Annotated in this window: 20 protein-coding genes and 1 pseudogene; 8 read left to right on the top strand and 13 right to left on the bottom strand. The window is 57.9% G+C overall.

What is annotated here, in order from left to right; translation table 11 throughout:
• From E1N52_RS42000 to E1N52_RS41970, 7 genes and pseudogenes are all read right to left on the bottom strand, one after another.
• Window positions 1-172, bottom strand: a pseudogene (locus tag E1N52_RS42000) (IS5/IS1182 family transposase); the annotation flags it as partial.
• A gap of 339 nt (window positions 173-511) precedes the next feature.
• Complete coding sequence (locus E1N52_RS41995) at window positions 512-1231, bottom strand: Type 1 glutamine amidotransferase-like domain-containing protein (RefSeq protein WP_133190889.1); 720 nt, start codon at window positions 1229-1231, stop codon at window positions 512-514.
• Window positions 1232-1348: 117 nt separating this feature from the next.
• The gene (locus E1N52_RS41990; RefSeq protein ID WP_133190887.1) at window positions 1349-1867 is read right to left on the bottom strand and encodes a GNAT family N-acetyltransferase; all 519 of its coding nucleotides are present in this window, start codon (window positions 1865-1867) and stop codon (window positions 1349-1351) included.
• 85 nt (window positions 1868-1952) lie between these two features.
• Window positions 1953-3209 (bottom strand): serine hydrolase domain-containing protein, encoded by a 1257-nt coding sequence (locus tag E1N52_RS41985; RefSeq protein ID WP_133190885.1) that lies wholly within the window; start codon window positions 3207-3209, stop codon window positions 1953-1955.
• A gap of 149 nt (window positions 3210-3358) precedes the next feature.
• On the bottom strand, window positions 3359-4306 hold the full coding sequence (locus tag E1N52_RS41980; RefSeq protein WP_133190893.1) for an alpha/beta hydrolase: 948 nt from the start codon (window positions 4304-4306) through the stop codon (window positions 3359-3361).
• A 224-nt stretch (window positions 4307-4530) separates the two neighbouring features.
• Window positions 4531-5010, bottom strand: coding sequence for a GNAT family N-acetyltransferase (locus E1N52_RS41975; RefSeq protein WP_133190883.1), 480 nt, complete (start codon window positions 5008-5010; stop codon window positions 4531-4533).
• Window positions 5011-5139: 129 nt separating this feature from the next.
• Complete coding sequence (locus E1N52_RS41970; protein WP_133190881.1) at window positions 5140-5943, bottom strand: lipid II flippase Amj family protein; 804 nt, start codon at window positions 5941-5943, stop codon at window positions 5140-5142.
• A 514-nt stretch (window positions 5944-6457) separates the two neighbouring features.
• On the opposite strand from E1N52_RS41970, the gene E1N52_RS41965 reads away from it, so the two are divergent.
• Window positions 6458-6940 carry a hypothetical protein gene (locus tag E1N52_RS41965; protein ID WP_133190879.1) on the top strand — a complete coding sequence of 161 codons (483 nt, stop codon included), beginning with the start codon at window positions 6458-6460 and terminating at the stop codon, window positions 6938-6940.
• A 377-nt stretch (window positions 6941-7317) separates the two neighbouring features.
• Here E1N52_RS41965 and E1N52_RS41960 read toward each other — a convergent pair whose 3' ends face one another.
• The 4 genes from E1N52_RS41960 to E1N52_RS41945 all read right to left on the bottom strand — a co-directional run bounded on the left by E1N52_RS41960 (window position 7318) and on the right by E1N52_RS41945 (window position 10563).
• Window positions 7318-8850, bottom strand: coding sequence for a serine hydrolase domain-containing protein (locus tag E1N52_RS41960; protein WP_165979579.1), 1533 nt, complete (start codon window positions 8848-8850; stop codon window positions 7318-7320).
• Window positions 8851-8880: 30 nt separating this feature from the next.
• Entirely contained in the window at window positions 8881-9429 is a 549-nt protein-coding gene (locus tag E1N52_RS41955) for a P-loop nucleotide/nucleoside kinase family protein (RefSeq protein WP_342777961.1), read from the bottom strand.
• 46 nt (window positions 9430-9475) lie between these two features.
• Window positions 9476-9856 carry a GNAT family N-acetyltransferase gene (locus tag E1N52_RS41950; RefSeq protein WP_165979578.1) on the bottom strand — a complete coding sequence of 127 codons (381 nt, stop codon included), beginning with the start codon at window positions 9854-9856 and terminating at the stop codon, window positions 9476-9478.
• A 470-nt stretch (window positions 9857-10326) separates the two neighbouring features.
• A complete protein-coding gene (locus E1N52_RS41945) occupies window positions 10327-10563 on the bottom strand; it encodes a hypothetical protein (RefSeq protein ID WP_133190873.1) in 237 nt (78 codons plus the stop codon).
• Between the two features lie 216 nt (window positions 10564-10779).
• Here E1N52_RS41945 and E1N52_RS41940 point away from each other — a divergent pair, with 216 nt between their 5' ends.
• Together E1N52_RS41940 and E1N52_RS41935 are read left to right on the top strand one after the other, a co-directional pair.
• Entirely contained in the window at window positions 10780-11040 is a 261-nt protein-coding gene (locus tag E1N52_RS41940) for a type II toxin-antitoxin system Phd/YefM family antitoxin (RefSeq protein ID WP_133190871.1), read from the top strand.
• A gap of 17 nt (window positions 11041-11057) precedes the next feature.
• Complete coding sequence (locus E1N52_RS41935; protein WP_425468211.1) at window positions 11058-11303, top strand: Txe/YoeB family addiction module toxin; 246 nt, start codon at window positions 11058-11060, stop codon at window positions 11301-11303.
• A gap of 26 nt (window positions 11304-11329) precedes the next feature.
• Here the strand turns inward: E1N52_RS41935 and E1N52_RS41930 are convergent, their stop codons facing one another.
• Window positions 11330-11779, bottom strand: a complete 450-nt coding sequence (locus E1N52_RS41930) for a hypothetical protein (RefSeq protein ID WP_133190867.1) — start codon at window positions 11777-11779, stop codon at window positions 11330-11332.
• A gap of 258 nt (window positions 11780-12037) precedes the next feature.
• On the opposite strand from E1N52_RS41930, the gene E1N52_RS41925 reads away from it, so the two are divergent.
• The 5 genes from E1N52_RS41925 to E1N52_RS41905 all read left to right on the top strand — a co-directional run bounded on the left by E1N52_RS41925 (window position 12038) and on the right by E1N52_RS41905 (window position 13899).
• Window positions 12038-12229, top strand: coding sequence for a hypothetical protein (locus E1N52_RS41925; RefSeq protein WP_133190865.1), 192 nt, complete (start codon window positions 12038-12040; stop codon window positions 12227-12229).
• A gap of 19 nt (window positions 12230-12248) precedes the next feature.
• Entirely contained in the window at window positions 12249-12461 is a 213-nt protein-coding gene (locus E1N52_RS41920) for a hypothetical protein (protein WP_133190863.1), read from the top strand.
• Window positions 12462-12532: 71 nt separating this feature from the next.
• Window positions 12533-12814: an H-NS histone family protein gene (locus E1N52_RS41915; protein ID WP_133190861.1), complete on the top strand. Its 282-nt coding sequence runs from the start codon at window positions 12533-12535 to the stop codon at window positions 12812-12814.
• 154 nt (window positions 12815-12968) lie between these two features.
• Complete coding sequence (locus E1N52_RS41910; protein ID WP_133190859.1) at window positions 12969-13220, top strand: hypothetical protein; 252 nt, start codon at window positions 12969-12971, stop codon at window positions 13218-13220.
• A gap of 424 nt (window positions 13221-13644) precedes the next feature.
• Complete coding sequence (locus E1N52_RS41905) at window positions 13645-13899, top strand: hypothetical protein (protein ID WP_133190857.1); 255 nt, start codon at window positions 13645-13647, stop codon at window positions 13897-13899.
• Window positions 13900-14050: 151 nt separating this feature from the next.
• Here the strand turns inward: E1N52_RS41905 and E1N52_RS41900 are convergent, their stop codons facing one another.
• Window positions 14051-14434 carry a DUF2471 family protein gene (locus E1N52_RS41900; protein ID WP_165979577.1) on the bottom strand — a complete coding sequence of 128 codons (384 nt, stop codon included), beginning with the start codon at window positions 14432-14434 and terminating at the stop codon, window positions 14051-14053.
• Window positions 14435-14770 lie beyond the last annotated feature (336 nt).

Below are 14770 nucleotides of genomic sequence, written 5' to 3'. Positions count from 1 at the left end.
GTGATGTTGCCGGCCGTCCCTTGCGCGACACGAAGCTCTCGCTCATTGCCACGCCCAGCCGATCCCAGTTGATCAGTTCAGCCAGCCGCACCAGCGGATGTTTCAGATTGATCTGCTCACGCAGCGGCTGCCGGAAGAAATCTCCTTCTGTCACAGGCGTCTTCGGACCCATCCGCACCTCGTCAGGATTTGCAGGATTCAAGCGTCAATATGCCTGGTCCCTGCAATTCCCACAACACCAATTCGGCCTCAGAGCCTTGCCGCATAAGCCTTCGCGGATTGTTCAAGGCCGACTATCTACGTGAACCGTGGCTATCGCTTTGGCGTCGGCAGTCGTTGCGGGGCGGATCCCATGTTCGAACGGTAACGTTGTTTTCATTGGACGAGCGGACCCTGATTCAAATGTGAAGACTCACGCGTGTGTCTAGTGCGACGCGACCGCTGCTGCAGCCAGCGACTGGGCGTGGACTCGTCACTCGGATTTCGTCCGGCGGACTCTGGTTCGTTTGACTTACTGACTGATGTGCTCGGCTGGTAACGCCGTCTCAATCACCTTGCTGCCTTCGCGATAAACCTGGTACGCGGTCGATCCCGTTTGCCACGAGAGCACCCTGTCGAGAGAGGTGCCCAGATATAGTGCGGCAGCAAAGTCATCAATGGCAATCGAAGGCGGGACCATGCGGGCTTGTTGTGCTGCATGTAACGTCTCGCGTCTCTTTGGATCACTGCTGTAGTGAACGGCACAGCCACCGGGTAGCAATCCCAGGCAATCGAGTGGACGATACGTCGAGCCCCAGAATGAATCGCTGAGGCCAGCCTCGAACCAGCACATGGCACCTGCGCTCATGCCGGCAAGCAGCACACCGCTCTCCCACACCTCCCGCAAAATTGCATCAAGCCCCCACTCACGCCAGACGGCAAGTGCAGACTTTGTATTGCCGCCACCTACGTAAATGGCGTCCTGCTCAAGCAGCTTTTGGTGAAAATCGGCGACGGGAATCGCCCGCGAGTCAGGTTGTCGAAAGAATGCAAGGTGAGACGTTTCACAACCCAAACCGCCGTAGGCGGCGTGGAATTTGTCGATGTGCGCTGGCAGATCTCCGCTGGGCGTTGCGAGATAGCAGATACGCGGCCGGGTTCTTCCAGTTGCGTCAATGATATACCTGTCGATCGGAGATGGTGTGTCTTCCATCATGAAGCCACCACCACCGATGGCAAGAATGCGTTGCATGAATGCCCCCGTCGGTGATCGTCGATATCCGCGCGAACGGCTTAACGCCTTGGTTGAGACTGTCAGGGATTTCAGTGCCCGAGTCGGTCACGTCAGTGACTTCGAATTCCAGGACTTTTACGTCAAATGCTGGTTGGCAATTCTTTCGTACAGTGACCAGACATAGCCACCGGGACCGGGTTCTTGCCACAGTCCCGCGCGGATGAAACCAAGCGACTCATACCAGGCGCATAGCTTCGCGTTGTGAGCGGGGCAGTCGAGCCGGACGTAAGGCCGGCTCAAACCTCTCACTCTGATAGCGCAACTGTCAAGCATGAAGCCGCCGAGTCCTCGTCCGTTAAAGCCTGCGCGCACACTCAATCCGTGCACGTAACCCGCGATCGGCTCCTGCCGCCCCCAGCGCTGGTCATCGTCCAGATCGAGCGCAAACATGCCCGCTGGAGTACCGTCCAGCTCAGCGACATACACCTCCTTTTGAGCGACGGTGTTTCGCATCCATTGCTCGGAAACGCCGTTCCCTTCCTTGCCCCACGCATAGTCGCGGTGCGCTATCTTCCGCGTACGTGCATCGTTGCGGATCTGTGTGAGCACAGCGACATCCTCTGCCGTCGCCCGCCGGATGCTTTTCGATACCATCGATCACATCTCCGTTGAAAAGTCTGCGTGAAGAAGAGCCTCTGCGTCGGCGTATCGAGCTTCCGGGAACAACCATCATTCACGGCTAGTGAGGCCAGGGAGCGCCATACTGTGCATCGAGCGCGTACCACAAGGCGTAGATTTCCCGCATGCCCGGATCGTGGTCGCTCGTCCACACCGCGGTCTGCACGAGGACGAGTTTCGAGCCTGGATCGACGATGATCCTCTGTCCGTCCATCCCCTGCAGCGCAAACATCCGGCGCTCGCCCGGCAGTATCCATACCTGATACCCGTATCCAAAAATCGGGTTGGCGTTGCCCGGAGCAAGAAAACCATCGCCGGAAGCGACGCTCGTCGCCTGTAATACCCAATCTCGCGGGACGATCTGCTGGCCGTTCCACCGGCCGTCATACGCGAGCATCATTCCGAGCCGCGCCCAGTCGCGCAGCGTGGCGCTCACGCAGCAATAGGCAATGTTCTGCCCGGATGCATCGCGCCCCCACGATCCGTCCGACTCCATGCCCATTTTCTTCCAGATGCGCTCGCTCGCGTATTGCGCAACGGACATATGTGTCGCATGGCTTAAGACCAGCCCGAGCACTTCCGTTTCGATGCTCGCGTAGCTGAAATGCGCGCCGGGCGCGTGTTCACGCTTGTCGAAGTGTTTGACGGCATCGACGGCGCCCAGCCCGTGCGGATTGAAAAGATCGCGGCCTAACTTGTCGCGGTCGTCGCCGGGATTGCTGTCTTCGAAGAAGTGGACGCCGGAGGACATGTGCAGCAGATCCCGGATTGAAGTCTGCCCATACGGGTTGTCTGCCAGTTCCGGTACATAGACATTCGCCGGATCGTCGATCGAGCGAATTGCGCCTTCGGATACCGCAATACCGATCAGCATACCGACAATCGTTTTCGCCATTGATTGCGACATGAACCGGTCCGAATCCTTGCGGGCGTAGCGATAGTGCTCGTAGAGGATCGTGTCGCCGCGGGCGATCAGCAACCCGGTTACCGGATTGCGATCGAGATAGTCGTTGAGACTGCGATACTGTCCGCCGTAAGGATACTGTAACGCCAGCTCGCGTTCTGACGTCTTGAATGTCGATGGGGTGCCGGCTCTGGCGATGGGATCGGCTGGGCGCACCTCGTCGAAATGGCTGTAATAGCCGACGAACTGCTTTTGCGTTCTCGCGTGAACGGGAATGGGCAGCGGGTAGTGTTCCGCGGCACCGTAGGCGTCTGCGGCATATCCTGTGTCGGAGAACACTGGGTTCGGCTGCGCAGCGGCGCAAGTCAAAATCAGCACGCCACCTATAGCGACTTTCCTGACACTGCGCAGCATGGCCAAACTCCTTTTTATTGGTGGCGCTGCAGCTACCTTCGGTCACGGATAAACGGCCGGCGAGCGAAGTCGTTGACGCATCAATTGTTTCGATTCGTTACCCGGCGCCTGCCAGGTTGGCCCCAGCGAGCGAGATGATTCAACCGGGACTAGCGCGGGCAGGTGGTCGATTTCTGCACGAACGCCGAAATGGCTTCCACCACGCCGTCCGCCAGGGGAAGACCGGGGTCCGAATAGGCGGCAAGGTTTTCGCTCCGGGCCTGCGTGTGAACGGCTTTGAGGACGTGATTTGCATTCGGTACGAGCGACAGCTCGGCTCGCGGATCTGCATGCTTCAACCGTTGCGCGTCCTGAACGGAAACCTGGATATCCCGCGAACCCTGTACGATAAGGACAGGCTTCGTATAACGTGCCAGCAGGGCTGCCGGATCGACTGTCAATTCGCTCATCAGAAAGCGCTGAACCTGCGGGCGGAACAACGGCATCAGTGCCGGGTCGATGCTGTCCGCGTCTACCTTCGTTCCGGCGCTGAGCGACTCGATTATCGATGTTGCATTGCCCAGGAGAGGAGCATTTGCCGGGTTTGCTCGCAGTTGTTGCCTCAATACCTGTTCCAGCGGAAAGCCCGCTGTCGATACCAGGATCAGACCGCAAATGTTGGCAGTTTGCTGCGCAGCCAGCAACGCCACCAGTCCACCCTCGCTGTGACCCAATACCCATACGCACGAAGCACCGGTCCGCGCCTGGATAGCGGTAACCCACGCGTGGACATCCGTCGCGTAGTCGTTGATTGTGACGTCGTCGGCATCAGGTATCGCTGACGCGCTGCCATACATGCCGCGCTTGTCGATCCGAACCGACGCAATCCCTTTCTCCAGCAGCCCATCGGCGAGCAACCGGTAGGTCGATGCGTGAAGCCCATTCGGTCCGTTGCCATTCCGGTCGGTCGGGCCTGAGCCTGGTACGATCAGTACTACAGGGACATCGCCGGCGACCGGCGAGACCAAAGTGCCTCTCAGGGGTCCGTCTGGCCCGGGCGCCTCAATCTCAGTCTGCACTGCCTTCAAAGGGCCTCCGGAATGAAGCGCGATTGCCATTGCGATACTTGCGAAAAGAGCCACGTAGATCGCCTTCCGACTATGTGTGAGAGAGAGCCGACGATGTCCAGGACGGACTGCAACGGCAATACAACGGCTCACTGTCGCCGATGCAGGCGGCGCCGTAGAACGGTCGTCGAAGCACGCTCAGGTACTGACTCGCCAGAGCCTGTTCTCTGACTCGATCAATGACCTGGCGTCCGTAGCGACGGAAGGGCATACAGCTACTCGTTCCTGGCGAGCCTTTGTCCGTCCCGCCGGAAGCCGTGCCTTGCATAGAATCGATGGGCATCAGGTCGGTGATCACCGCTCGTCACTTCCAGCTTCACGCAGCCAACCGACTGGAACCAACCCTTGGCAGCGGCAATCAGGGCACTGCCGATGCCGCCTTCGACGACCATGCTGGTTATGCGCCCGAGATATCCGGCCGCATGGAACATCGGAAACGTGTGAAGACTGATGCTGCCGACGACGTTTTCGTGCACGGTGGCGACGAATATCTTGTCGTTCGGGCTGGGAATCAATGTTTGCAGCCTCCCAAGGATCAATGCGGGCGTCGCCTCATACCCGAGCTGATGCAACAGCATTGCGATCGCGTAGTGATCCGACGGCTGCGCTTCGCGGGTGACGACCTCGTTGTCTTGCCGTAGCGTGAGACCGGATACGCTTTCTGCCGCGTCCGTGGGAATGCTTCTCGTGGTCATCGCTTATCCCTTTGTTCTTTGTGGCCGCCCGTGAACGACCAGGCCGATTGTCGACGGTCTCGATACCGCAGTCGACCTTCTCTTCCTGGCCACCGTCCGTCCGGCACGTTTCACGTACCGGTCGCCGCGCTAAATGAGTTCGGCGACGCGGACGATGATCCATGCCGCTGGAACGAGCGCTGCCTGTGCGCACAGTGTCCCGAGAACCCGTGCACCCGCGAGAGTTGTAATGGCTCGCCGGAAGCTGTTTTCCGAAATCCGGCCTTCGATTACGTCGTCAGTCATAACTGAAACTTGCGGATCGATGACGACTGCCAACACCACGGTCGCAAAACCATTGATAACTGATGAGAGATTCGCGCAGGTCACTCGCAGATCGGGTTTCAGGTATCCGGCATAGAGCGACGCGAAAACGCCGACTGTCCAGATCGCCATCGCGATCACGTTTAGTCCAATGACTTTCCAGGAAACGCCTGCCCCGGTCGCAAGTTGGGTGACGTTATGTCGGGACGGGAGCCGCGCTCCAAACCGAATGTAGCTGACGCCTCCGCGACTGAAGATATGGAGTAGCAGACGAGGGATCGAGCGATTTGCCTGGAAGTGGTCGACAGCGCGGCTGAAATAACGTTGAAACGTGGGAATCAGAAATGCACCGACAGTGCTTGCCAACGTGGCGGTGAGCAGAAAAAGCCGGAAGTCGCCGAGCAAACCATGCTCCATATGATGCGCAATATCCAGCTCAACCCGCTTCGCTATGAATGGTCCCTGAAAGGAATTTGCCGTCCGTGAAACGAGAGCGATGATTCCGAACAGGGAGAAAGACGCGGCGATACGGCGCGTGCGAACGCCGGCAATCCGAACCGCATACGCTAGCGTCGCAATCACATGGATTACGAATGTAAGCCCGCATATGACCAGCAGTTGAATGTCCATATCGTCGACGCGAGGTGGGCAAGAATCGCAGTCTACCTGAGCACAACGTCGCCCCGATTGTCGACGACGATCCTGGCTCATCGACCGGTTGAATCCACAGCAGACAATTGCCTGATGCAGTGAGCGTGGCACGCTACAACCGAGACTGGGTTGCGTGCGCCTCATTGCCATTGAGATTCGAAGATTTCACGACGTCATGGTTACGGAGCGCAGCACGACGCCATCGGAGGATGGCGGGCACGTTTACGCGGTGACAGGTTTCCTGCGTTTTAGACACGGACTGAAAATGCGGGTTATCGGTCCAGTCGTTTCGCGGTCCCCGCACCATGCGAGGAGCGGTACCGTTCTCGTCCTCCGGCCGGCCCGCGTGGCGTCCATGGCGGGTGGCAGCAGACGACCCCGCAAGAGCCAGTCATCTGTCTACAAAGCGGTCATTCGCGCAGCGTAGAACCCGGGACAACATTTGCGCTGCACAATCCTCGTTTGTTTCTGGAAAAATCCCTGAAACAGCACTATGCTCGAAAAACTGTACAGAATTATTTTGGAATTTTCGGAGATTTCTTTGAAAGCAAAGAGTAAATTTACCTTCTTCCCAGCCGACGATGCTCCAAATTTGGTTCGTGCCGCAGTTCTTGTTTATTGGATAGTGTTTTTAGTTTTTTTTATCCAATTTTTTATTCAGGTTGGTGTTCCGCCTTTTAATACTCACAAGGAGATCGAAGGGGCGGCTACAGTATTTGGGCTGCTTTCCGCAGTCTTAATCTTCTATGCATTGACCATTATGCGGCTTTCGGATGGGAAGCGATGGGCGAGAAACGTTGCATTATTTTCAACCTCGCTTGGCATCATAGTAACCGGTTATAGCCTATTTTCTCACGGGTTATTATCCGAAAAAAACAACGTCGTGGGGGTAATAAGCGTTGCAGCAAACATCGTTGCCAGCTTATTTTTGTTGACCTCAAAAAGTACCGCTTGGTTTAAATCAAGAGTCGAATAGCTAACTTACTGAAACAGGTTGGGATTACCTTCTGATCTGCTATCGTCAACGATTGCGGTCCGTCAACCAGTCGGCCGATTTTGGCCGAGGCTGTGCGAAAACGCAAAACTACTTGGGTTTCGGGTGTCGCTTTACCCTGCCCGAGCAGCTTCGGAGCCAATATGGGACGATCTGAAGGGTCGAGTTTTTCGATTGCAGTGTTCTGCGTGCGTTTTCACACGCTCTCGGCCGGGTGCCGCCTCATGCGCATTGCATGGCGTGGGCACGCGTTGAGCTGAGGCGAGAGTCAGAGTGCGACTCGCTCCAGCCGCTTCGACTCTCTCGAAAGCGGACATAGAAAAGGCCAGTCGCAGAGGCCGACGTTGGCAAAGAGAGGCTCAGCAACGCTCGAATTGCAGCACTCGACTGCGTTGCGTCGCGAGCAACACGGACCGGCCGTCTGCGCTGAAGCTCAAACTGACGCGCTGCCTTCGGGGCCCTTCGGCGCGTTCAAATAGTGCGCGGCGCTCATCGAGAGGGGTGAGGACCAGATTGTCGGCCGCAGGACCAGAGCCGATCACAATTCGCGCTTCGTCACCCTCGATGTCGATTCTGATCATCCCGCCGTGCGAGCGAAGACGCCATTCGCCGACCCAGTTGTGGCTCGGCATTGTGGATGCTGAAATCGGCTGGAAGCGTCGGAATCGATGCCCCACGTCGCCGACGATATCGTCACCATCCTGCCGAAGCCGCATGGGTGAATAGAATGCACGGCTATCGAACAGTCCGTCGCCTACCGGGTGCAGAAAACTTTGTGCCCCGAGGAACGTCGCGTAGCCCTGTTTTATCTCCAGCCAGTCGGGACAATCCTCGGTGATGAACATGCCATCTGTCAACCCGACGGCAGCTGGCAGTTCGTCCGTCTGCGCACCAAGCAGCGCTGAAATCACCGAAGCGACTGCCCCCCCAACATCGGCATCTTCCCGGTTTGCAACCGCGAATGCGCCGAGCTTCAAAGCCGGTGACAGCAGGAATGCTGATCGATACCCCGGTAGGCCGCCAACAAAACCGTGGAAGGTATGTCCCGCGATGTGGCTATTCGCCAGACCGAGACCGACGCCCGTCTCGCGCCCGTTGGACAGTGTCGCAGAGGCCGCCAGGCGTTCCATCAGACCGCGAGCGGGGCCGCGACCGGCAAGAAGCGCTTTCAACCAGACGACAAACTGTTCAGCGCTTGCTGCCAGGCCGTCGGCACCGCAATACGGCATCCCCGAGATACCGTGACGCCAACCGTTTGGCCCCCACCAGTACCCCGCTGCGAGACGCGGCACGACATCGGCCTGATCGCTCGGCATGGCGGCATGCAGGCCGAGCGGTTCGAAGAGGTGATCCCTGATTCCATCTTCGAGGGCGATGCCTTGAGCTTCGATCACGGCCTCCACCAACCGGTATCCCGCGTTCGAATATGAGAATTCATCGCCCGGATTGAAATTCAAATCCTGGATTGAAGCGAGAAACGCAAGTACCCGCTCGCGATCCAGCAACGCAGTGCGCGGGACGCCTAGCATCCAGGCTGAGTCGATCATGTCCGGCAGGCCGCCGGTCATGTCTAGCGCTCCTCTTATGGACACCTCACGCTGCTTGCCAGAGAGTTGCGGGAGGTGCGCACTCAGACATTCGTCCAGATTGAGGATGCCCTGATCGACGTATTTCAGCACGAGCGCGGCGACGACATGCTTCGTGACCGATGCGAGTCTAACGACACTTTGCGCGGTGAAGGGAATGTGGTGTTCGAGGTTGGCGAGGCCACCGAACGCTTCAACGCGAGTTTCCGCTTCGTCGAACAGCATGAGGCCACCGCCGGGTCCTTCGCTCGACTGCCATTGCGCGACAAAGTCGTTGGCAAGAGATTGCGCTACATTCCAATCCATACCGAAGGCTCCCATTCGGGCGTTGCCCAATCAGCACAGGCGTCGCATGATTGCTTCGACAGCCTGCTCTGCCGAAACGTTAGCGGTGTCAATGACAAGTCGCTCTGATTCCCATGCGTCGTATTGACGGTCAAGCACGCTCGTCCATGTTGGCAAATATAAGCCTGGGATATCAGTGCTTCGCCCCTCGACTCTCATACGGTGCGTCGTTGTATCAGAACAAATCAGCTCAATTTCGAAGATCCGCACACCTGCTTCGAGCGCCACATTTCGCCAGGCACTACGCGTCACATGCAACCCGTTGACCGAGTCCGCGACGACGGTTAATCCAAGGCGCAAATTATCTTTCGCAACCGCATATCCGGCCAGATACCCAGCGGACCCGATATTCACCCCGTCGCCCATCGTCGCAGTAAGCACCTGTTCTAGCGTATCGATGCGCAGATAAACTGCGGCGAGGGTGCGAGCGAGTGTTTGCGCGACGGTCGTCTTTCCTACGCCGGGAAGTCCGGCAAAGACAATTAGTATTTTCAGTGCTCTCTGCGTAGCGGCCGCTTCATTCTTTAGGCTGAACCGCACCTGATCACCAACGGCCGGTGCGGCTTGTGGTATGCATCGTGTATCGCTAGCCGCCGTTCGGCTTGGAAAAAAGATCGACTTCGCGGGCCATGAAGTGCCGCTCTTTCGTCGAATGAGTTATTACAAAGCCATATCGTTCATAGAAACGTCGCGCTGGATTTACACGAAGAACGCGCAGTTGAATTGGCGCTCTCCTAGCAGCCGCGAGTTCGATGATCTGTTGCATCAAGACCGCACCGATGCCACGACGTTGGTAGCTCGGCAAAATGTAGAGTGTCTTCAAGACCAGCGCGCCCGGCTCGTCGACCAAGGCGACACATCCGATGTCGTCTCGACCATACTGGACGATTTGATGGATTTGCGCATCAAAATGATCGGGATTGTCCGCTCGCCACGCTCCCCAGGTTTGTTCGACGTATTCGCGCATGCACGCTTCGGTGACAGACGCCACGAAGTCCCAGTCGTGCTCAGTAGCTGGGCGTAAAGTTATGTCAAGCATCTGTCAGGTGTCCCGCTCGGCCGTTGATGTTTGATTGTCAACGATCTGCAGAGCTGTGTCGAATGCCCCAAACTGGCCCGCACTGAGCCGGACGAAGCGTGCGCAACGGTCATCGCGGGTTCATGAGCGATGCAACGGGCATAGACCCAAATGCCACAATCACATCGGCACGGTGCGATTATTTCATCGCTCGCGTGGGGCTTGAGTATCGAGGTATTCTGCGACGCGCTGTTGGAGCGTCTTGATGGCGTCCGGTAGCCGCAGATAAGTTCCCACGTCCATGAGCGACCGGTGTTGACCTTGCGGATGCGGTGTTGTCGTGGCGATTGAAGCTGTCGTCTATCTGAGCGGCACGCCGCGCCAGGCGCACGCTCGGGCATGCGCGACGGCCAAAGCGCTCAGATCGCCGGAAAATCCATCCACAGCAGGCGCGGAGGCAAAAGCAGCGGCGAGATCACATAGCAGCCGTTTTCCTGCATGCCGGATGCGATCGCACACCACGCGTTCCAGGTTTGACCACGTGCGTGAAGGAAATGGCGATGCAGCCAGCCCCGCGGGTCGGCTGTGGGCTGCAAATGGAAGGTATGAAGGCCAGCCACCTCTCTCCCCAAAGTTCCAGATTTGCTTCGCTTCATCGACAAGATCCGATTTGGTTCGCATTTTCGGAAAGTAAATGAGCCCAAGGGCTGCTTGGCTTACCGTCGGACGGAATTTCTTTTCGACTCTAGGAGCGAGGGCGCTGGCTTTTCCGAGGAAAGGCAGGCGCAATGTGTACGACTAGTTGTACGTGTTCCGAGGGGTGTGGTAAACTCGTACCAGTTCCGGTACATGTTTGTCGCAAAGGAGGGCGCATGCGTACCATACCCTTTTCAGACGCCCGCGCGAATCTCAAGCGCGTTATTGACCAGGTAGTTGATGACGTCGACGTGACGCTGATCACCCGTCGGGACGCACCCAACGCGATCGTCATGTCGCAAGAGCATTACGACAGCTTGATGGAGACGGTTCACCTGCTGCGCTCTCCGGCCAACGTAGCTCATCTGGAGCGATCAATCGCGCAGGCAAGGGCAGGCAAGGTCAAGCCCCGCAAGCTGGTTGAAGACGCGGAATGAGTGGCGCCTTGAACATCATGTGGACGGCCGAGGCATGGGAGGACTATGTCTACTGGCAGGGGCAGGATAGAAGGACGTTAAAACGCATCAATCAGCTTATTAAGGATGCTCAGCGCACACCGTTCGAAGGCATCGGTAAGCCTGAACCACTGAAGGCAAACCTGACGGGTTTCTGGTCGCGCCGCATCGATGACACCAACCGGCTCGTCTACGAAATTTCTGGTAGCCAGATCAATATCGTCTCGTGCCGATACCACTACTGACACATCGGACGACACGACAGAAGTCGCTAATCAGGCCGTTTTTTTTGCTGATGCACGACCGCGATATTGGCAATGTGTCTATCAGCCGCGACGGCCCCAAGGCAGTTGTCACGGTTGATGGCGAGTCCCTTTAAGCACGGAAGCCAAGGTGCAGAGATATGGATAACGAAAACCGCGCAAAGATCGGTTCCGCGGCAGGTCAGTTCGTTCAGCAAGCAATGGAGCTTGGTCTCACGTGGGACGAGGCTGTTGCCGCATTTGGTCTTGCCGCAAAGGCTGCCGCCCAAGCCGCGGCGAGCACCAGCGACAATACCGATGAAAATTGCGTTGCGCTCGCGCGCCAGCGGCTCGAAGAAGCGTTTGCAGTAGACGTCCGCATCGTCGTGACGATCGCCGATTCGCGGCGTGTCGGGGAAGACGCTCAGGACGATCCGCTTCTTGCGACTGCACACCGGCGACAAGGTGGCAAGCTTCATTGAATCTAAATACTGCGTAACGGGGGGATGAAGAATGCGACCGCAAACAGGCGGGCGCGATGCGACGGAGCGGATTCAGCATGAGGTTGAGATTGCGAAACAGCTCGAACAAATCCGCATCCAGAAGATCCATGCCGAATCTCAGACGAGCAGACGAGCTGCGAATTTGTGGATTTGATCGCTTTCGAGCGATCGAGCAGGAAAACTAACGAAGGAGAGGGGAAGCGACCTGGACCGCCTATCGCGCTGGAGATTCTGGTGGCAGAACGCGAAGATGCCTACGAGGCTGCGCGCGAAGCTGGCTGGGACGGCTCACTGAACGAAGAACCTCACGTGTTTATCCTTCCCGCCAACGTCGATTTCAAGTTCGGCTTTGTCTGGACGTCGCTTGATGAGGACCGGCCGATGTTCGTCGTCGCACCTGAGCCGCTACCCTGGGTCCAGACCTGATTGAAAGAGGAGGTTGAAAATGACCGAAGAACAAAAGCAGACATATGCACTGGACCCCGCCAACAAGGGCTGGATTGTTGGCTGGGCGGTTGTCCGCAACAGCCACTGGGATCTCGCCGGATTGTTTCCGGCCGAGGAGGAAGTCGAGGCCGCTCGCAGCAAACTCGCAGGTACGTACGAAGTGCGGCACGGGTCAAGAAAACTGGGCTCGAACGATTTTATCGGCTCGTGAGCCTCGGCCAGGGGAAATTAACCGGCGCCAACGCGTCCTGCACACGGCCGGCAGCCGCGTTACATGAAAGCATGACAAAGGCATACAAAGAGTTGCTGGCCGAAAAGCGGGAACTGGATGCTCGCATCGCAGCAGCCCGCGGGGCTGAAAGGGAGCATGCCCTGCGGAAAATCCGCGAATTGATGGCGCAGTTCGATATCGGTGCTGACGAACTTGTCGTAAAGCGCGGCTCCAGGAGCACTGGCGCTCAGCCGGCGAAGTATCGCGACCCGGTGAGCGGCGCGACATGGAGCGGGAGAGGCCGTGAGCCACGTTGGCTGGCCGGTAAGGACCGCGCCGCGTTTGCTCTCTAAGCGGGCTCCGTATGCGCGTCGAACAGGAACCTTGCGAGCAATCATGAGCACGCACGAAAACGCAGAGGCTCTGGTAGTGTGGGTGCGTCAACGGTCCAGCGCGACGGTGAGCGACATCACAGCCTCAGGCCTCAGGCCTCAGGCCTCAGGCCTCATGAACTCGCGTACGGCCTCGGATGCGGTGCAGTATGCACTTCGATATGGAGCGCTCGAACACGTTGTGCGCCGTGGTGCGAGCGCGAAGAACCGGGTGAACTATCGGGCAACAGGCGTGGCGCTGCCGATCCCGCGCTCGAAGTCCGCGCCAAGCTTCGACGAGTTGCTGGCTGCATGGGGCATCGCGCTAGAACCTGTCTCGCTACCGACGCTCGATGCACACAGGCATCAGATTTCCGATAACGAGTAGGAAGCCATCATGTTCGACAACATTAACCGCGTTATTGATGCAACCGCATTCGCGTCCGTATTCCGGGAGCGTTACGGACGTGCCTATAGTTCGATTCTCACATGGACGCATCCTCGATGCTGCGTGGATCGAGGGCCAGCTTACCGGCCCGGATATTTCTGCTACGGCGCTTCAGATGTTTCTTGGTCACGGATCTAGCAAGGACTTTTCGATTGGTAGCGGGGACACTCCAACCGAAGCGATGCGCGAACTGGATGCAGTGCTGGCCCAAGTACGCATGCGAGACCTTCAGCCGGATTCTCGCGATGGCGCAAGGTCGTGAGGACGGGCATGCGGCGCTGGAACGGCGCATGGCGTCTGGCTTGCCGCCGGACGGGCGGGTCGATCACAACCAATACCTGGCGATCCACAAGGAGCGATTACCATGGCCGCACCGAGCTTTGTCTATACCATTTCCTGTGTCGCAAAGACGCTCGGCGAGCCGGAGGATTGGCTGGACGAACTGGCGAGCATGAACCTGGAGCCAGAGGACGGGTGTCTTGGGATCATCGATGATCTGGACGTGCGCGCCGAGCAGTTGGTCTCGATAACCGCATTCACGGATTCTGGCATCGAGGCGCTCAAGGAACTGGTTGCTGAAGTGAAGCGGCAGTCTGGCGGAACCGGCAGTGCAGGTTGACGGTCGCTGGCCGGGACGGCGGGCGTCATCGCATCCACCACGCGTCCGGCACTCGTTCAGTCATCCTGATGGCCGGGCGCATCGGACGGCGTATCGGTCCAACGGTCAGCATGGATCTGATATTAATCAGAGATACATATCAATGGAACATTTATGTAGTAATCCTGTGCATGATCGCGTACACCGCTGGCAGTGGGTCAGCGTAATATTGCGGGTCGACGGGCGCATCGAGATCCTGGCCGGCAAGACGGCTGCGGGCCAGGCGGGCGACGCCGTCACGCACCGCAGCCGGATGCCGTCCCCGAAAACCCGCATCTGCGAACGCCTTTTGTTCGATATCGAGCAGCAGTCGCCACGTCGGTGCTGGCATCCGGCGACCTGGCATTCCCCGGCGTAGCTCAAGATAATGCTGCGCGAGCAAGGCAACGATGCGCTGCAGGCCGGGGTTGGCACGCTGGTCTGCCCGTTCAACGAAATGAGTTGACGCATGATCAATGACCTCAGATACACTGAAGGTCGCTGCCTTCCTGGGCAAGCCGTTCCCCGCAGTGGGGCTTCTCGAACTGCTGCACCTAGAGAGCGTCAAGCAGCACGGCCGGTCAGCGACAACTATTTTGGCCGGTCAACGGGGTAGTTGTCGTTCGGTATCAGGTCATATTTGACGTTGCTCCTTCGTAGTTGTCGTTGCGTGATCGTGTAGTTGACGCTCATCGTTACTGCGCAACGTTGCCGTCGTCAGGCAACTGGCCGCTGAACGGATTGCTAGGGTTGTCGTCGTGTAATTGACGCCGCCGTGCATTCTGTTTGTCGCCGGCCTTGCGGCGGCGGTAGCTTTCGACATTGAGTTCGAAGATCGTCGAGTGATGCACAA

This window comes from Paraburkholderia guartelaensis (genome assembly GCF_004353905.1).
GTDB lineage: Bacteria > Pseudomonadota > Gammaproteobacteria > Burkholderiales > Burkholderiaceae > Paraburkholderia > Paraburkholderia guartelaensis.
The sequence above is the reverse complement of the archived record's forward strand: the minus strand, read 5'-3'. Positions and strand labels throughout refer to the sequence as shown.

Coding starts and splice junctions, on each gene's coding strand:
- E1N52_RS41995 (WP_133190889.1), bottom strand. CDS start 1,231: ATGCAACGCATTCTTGCCATCGGTGGTGGTGGCTTCATGATGGAAGAC.
- E1N52_RS41990 (WP_133190887.1), bottom strand. CDS start 1,867: ATGGTATCGAAAAGCATCCGGCGGGCGACGGCAGAGGATGTCGCTGTG.
- E1N52_RS41985 (WP_133190885.1), bottom strand. CDS start 3,209: ATGCTGCGCAGTGTCAGGAAAGTCGCTATAGGTGGCGTGCTGATTTTG.
- E1N52_RS41980 (WP_133190893.1), bottom strand. CDS start 4,306: ATGGCAATCGCGCTTCATTCCGGAGGCCCTTTGAAGGCAGTGCAGACT.
- E1N52_RS41975 (WP_133190883.1), bottom strand. CDS start 5,010: ATGACCACGAGAAGCATTCCCACGGACGCGGCAGAAAGCGTATCCGGT.
- E1N52_RS41970 (WP_133190881.1), bottom strand. CDS start 5,943: ATGGACATTCAACTGCTGGTCATATGCGGGCTTACATTCGTAATCCAT.
- E1N52_RS41965 (WP_133190879.1), top strand. CDS start 6,458: ATGCTCGAAAAACTGTACAGAATTATTTTGGAATTTTCGGAGATTTCT.
- E1N52_RS41960 (WP_165979579.1), bottom strand. CDS start 8,850: ATGGATTGGAATGTAGCGCAATCTCTTGCCAACGACTTTGTCGCGCAA.
- E1N52_RS41950 (WP_165979578.1), bottom strand. CDS start 9,856: ATGCGCGAATACGTCGAACAAACCTGGGGAGCGTGGCGAGCGGACAAT.
- E1N52_RS41945 (WP_133190873.1), bottom strand. CDS start 10,563: ATGAAGCGAAGCAAATCTGGAACTTTGGGGAGAGAGGTGGCTGGCCTT.
- E1N52_RS41940 (WP_133190871.1), top strand. CDS start 10,780: ATGCGTACCATACCCTTTTCAGACGCCCGCGCGAATCTCAAGCGCGTT.
- E1N52_RS41935 (WP_425468211.1), top strand. CDS start 11,058: ATGTGGACGGCCGAGGCATGGGAGGACTATGTCTACTGGCAGGGGCAG.
- E1N52_RS41930 (WP_133190867.1), bottom strand. CDS start 11,779: ATGAAGCTTGCCACCTTGTCGCCGGTGTGCAGTCGCAAGAAGCGGATC.
- E1N52_RS41920 (WP_133190863.1), top strand. CDS start 12,249: ATGACCGAAGAACAAAAGCAGACATATGCACTGGACCCCGCCAACAAG.
- E1N52_RS41915 (WP_133190861.1), top strand. CDS start 12,533: ATGACAAAGGCATACAAAGAGTTGCTGGCCGAAAAGCGGGAACTGGAT.
- E1N52_RS41910 (WP_133190859.1), top strand. CDS start 12,969: ATGAACTCGCGTACGGCCTCGGATGCGGTGCAGTATGCACTTCGATAT.
- E1N52_RS41905 (WP_133190857.1), top strand. CDS start 13,645: ATGGCCGCACCGAGCTTTGTCTATACCATTTCCTGTGTCGCAAAGACG.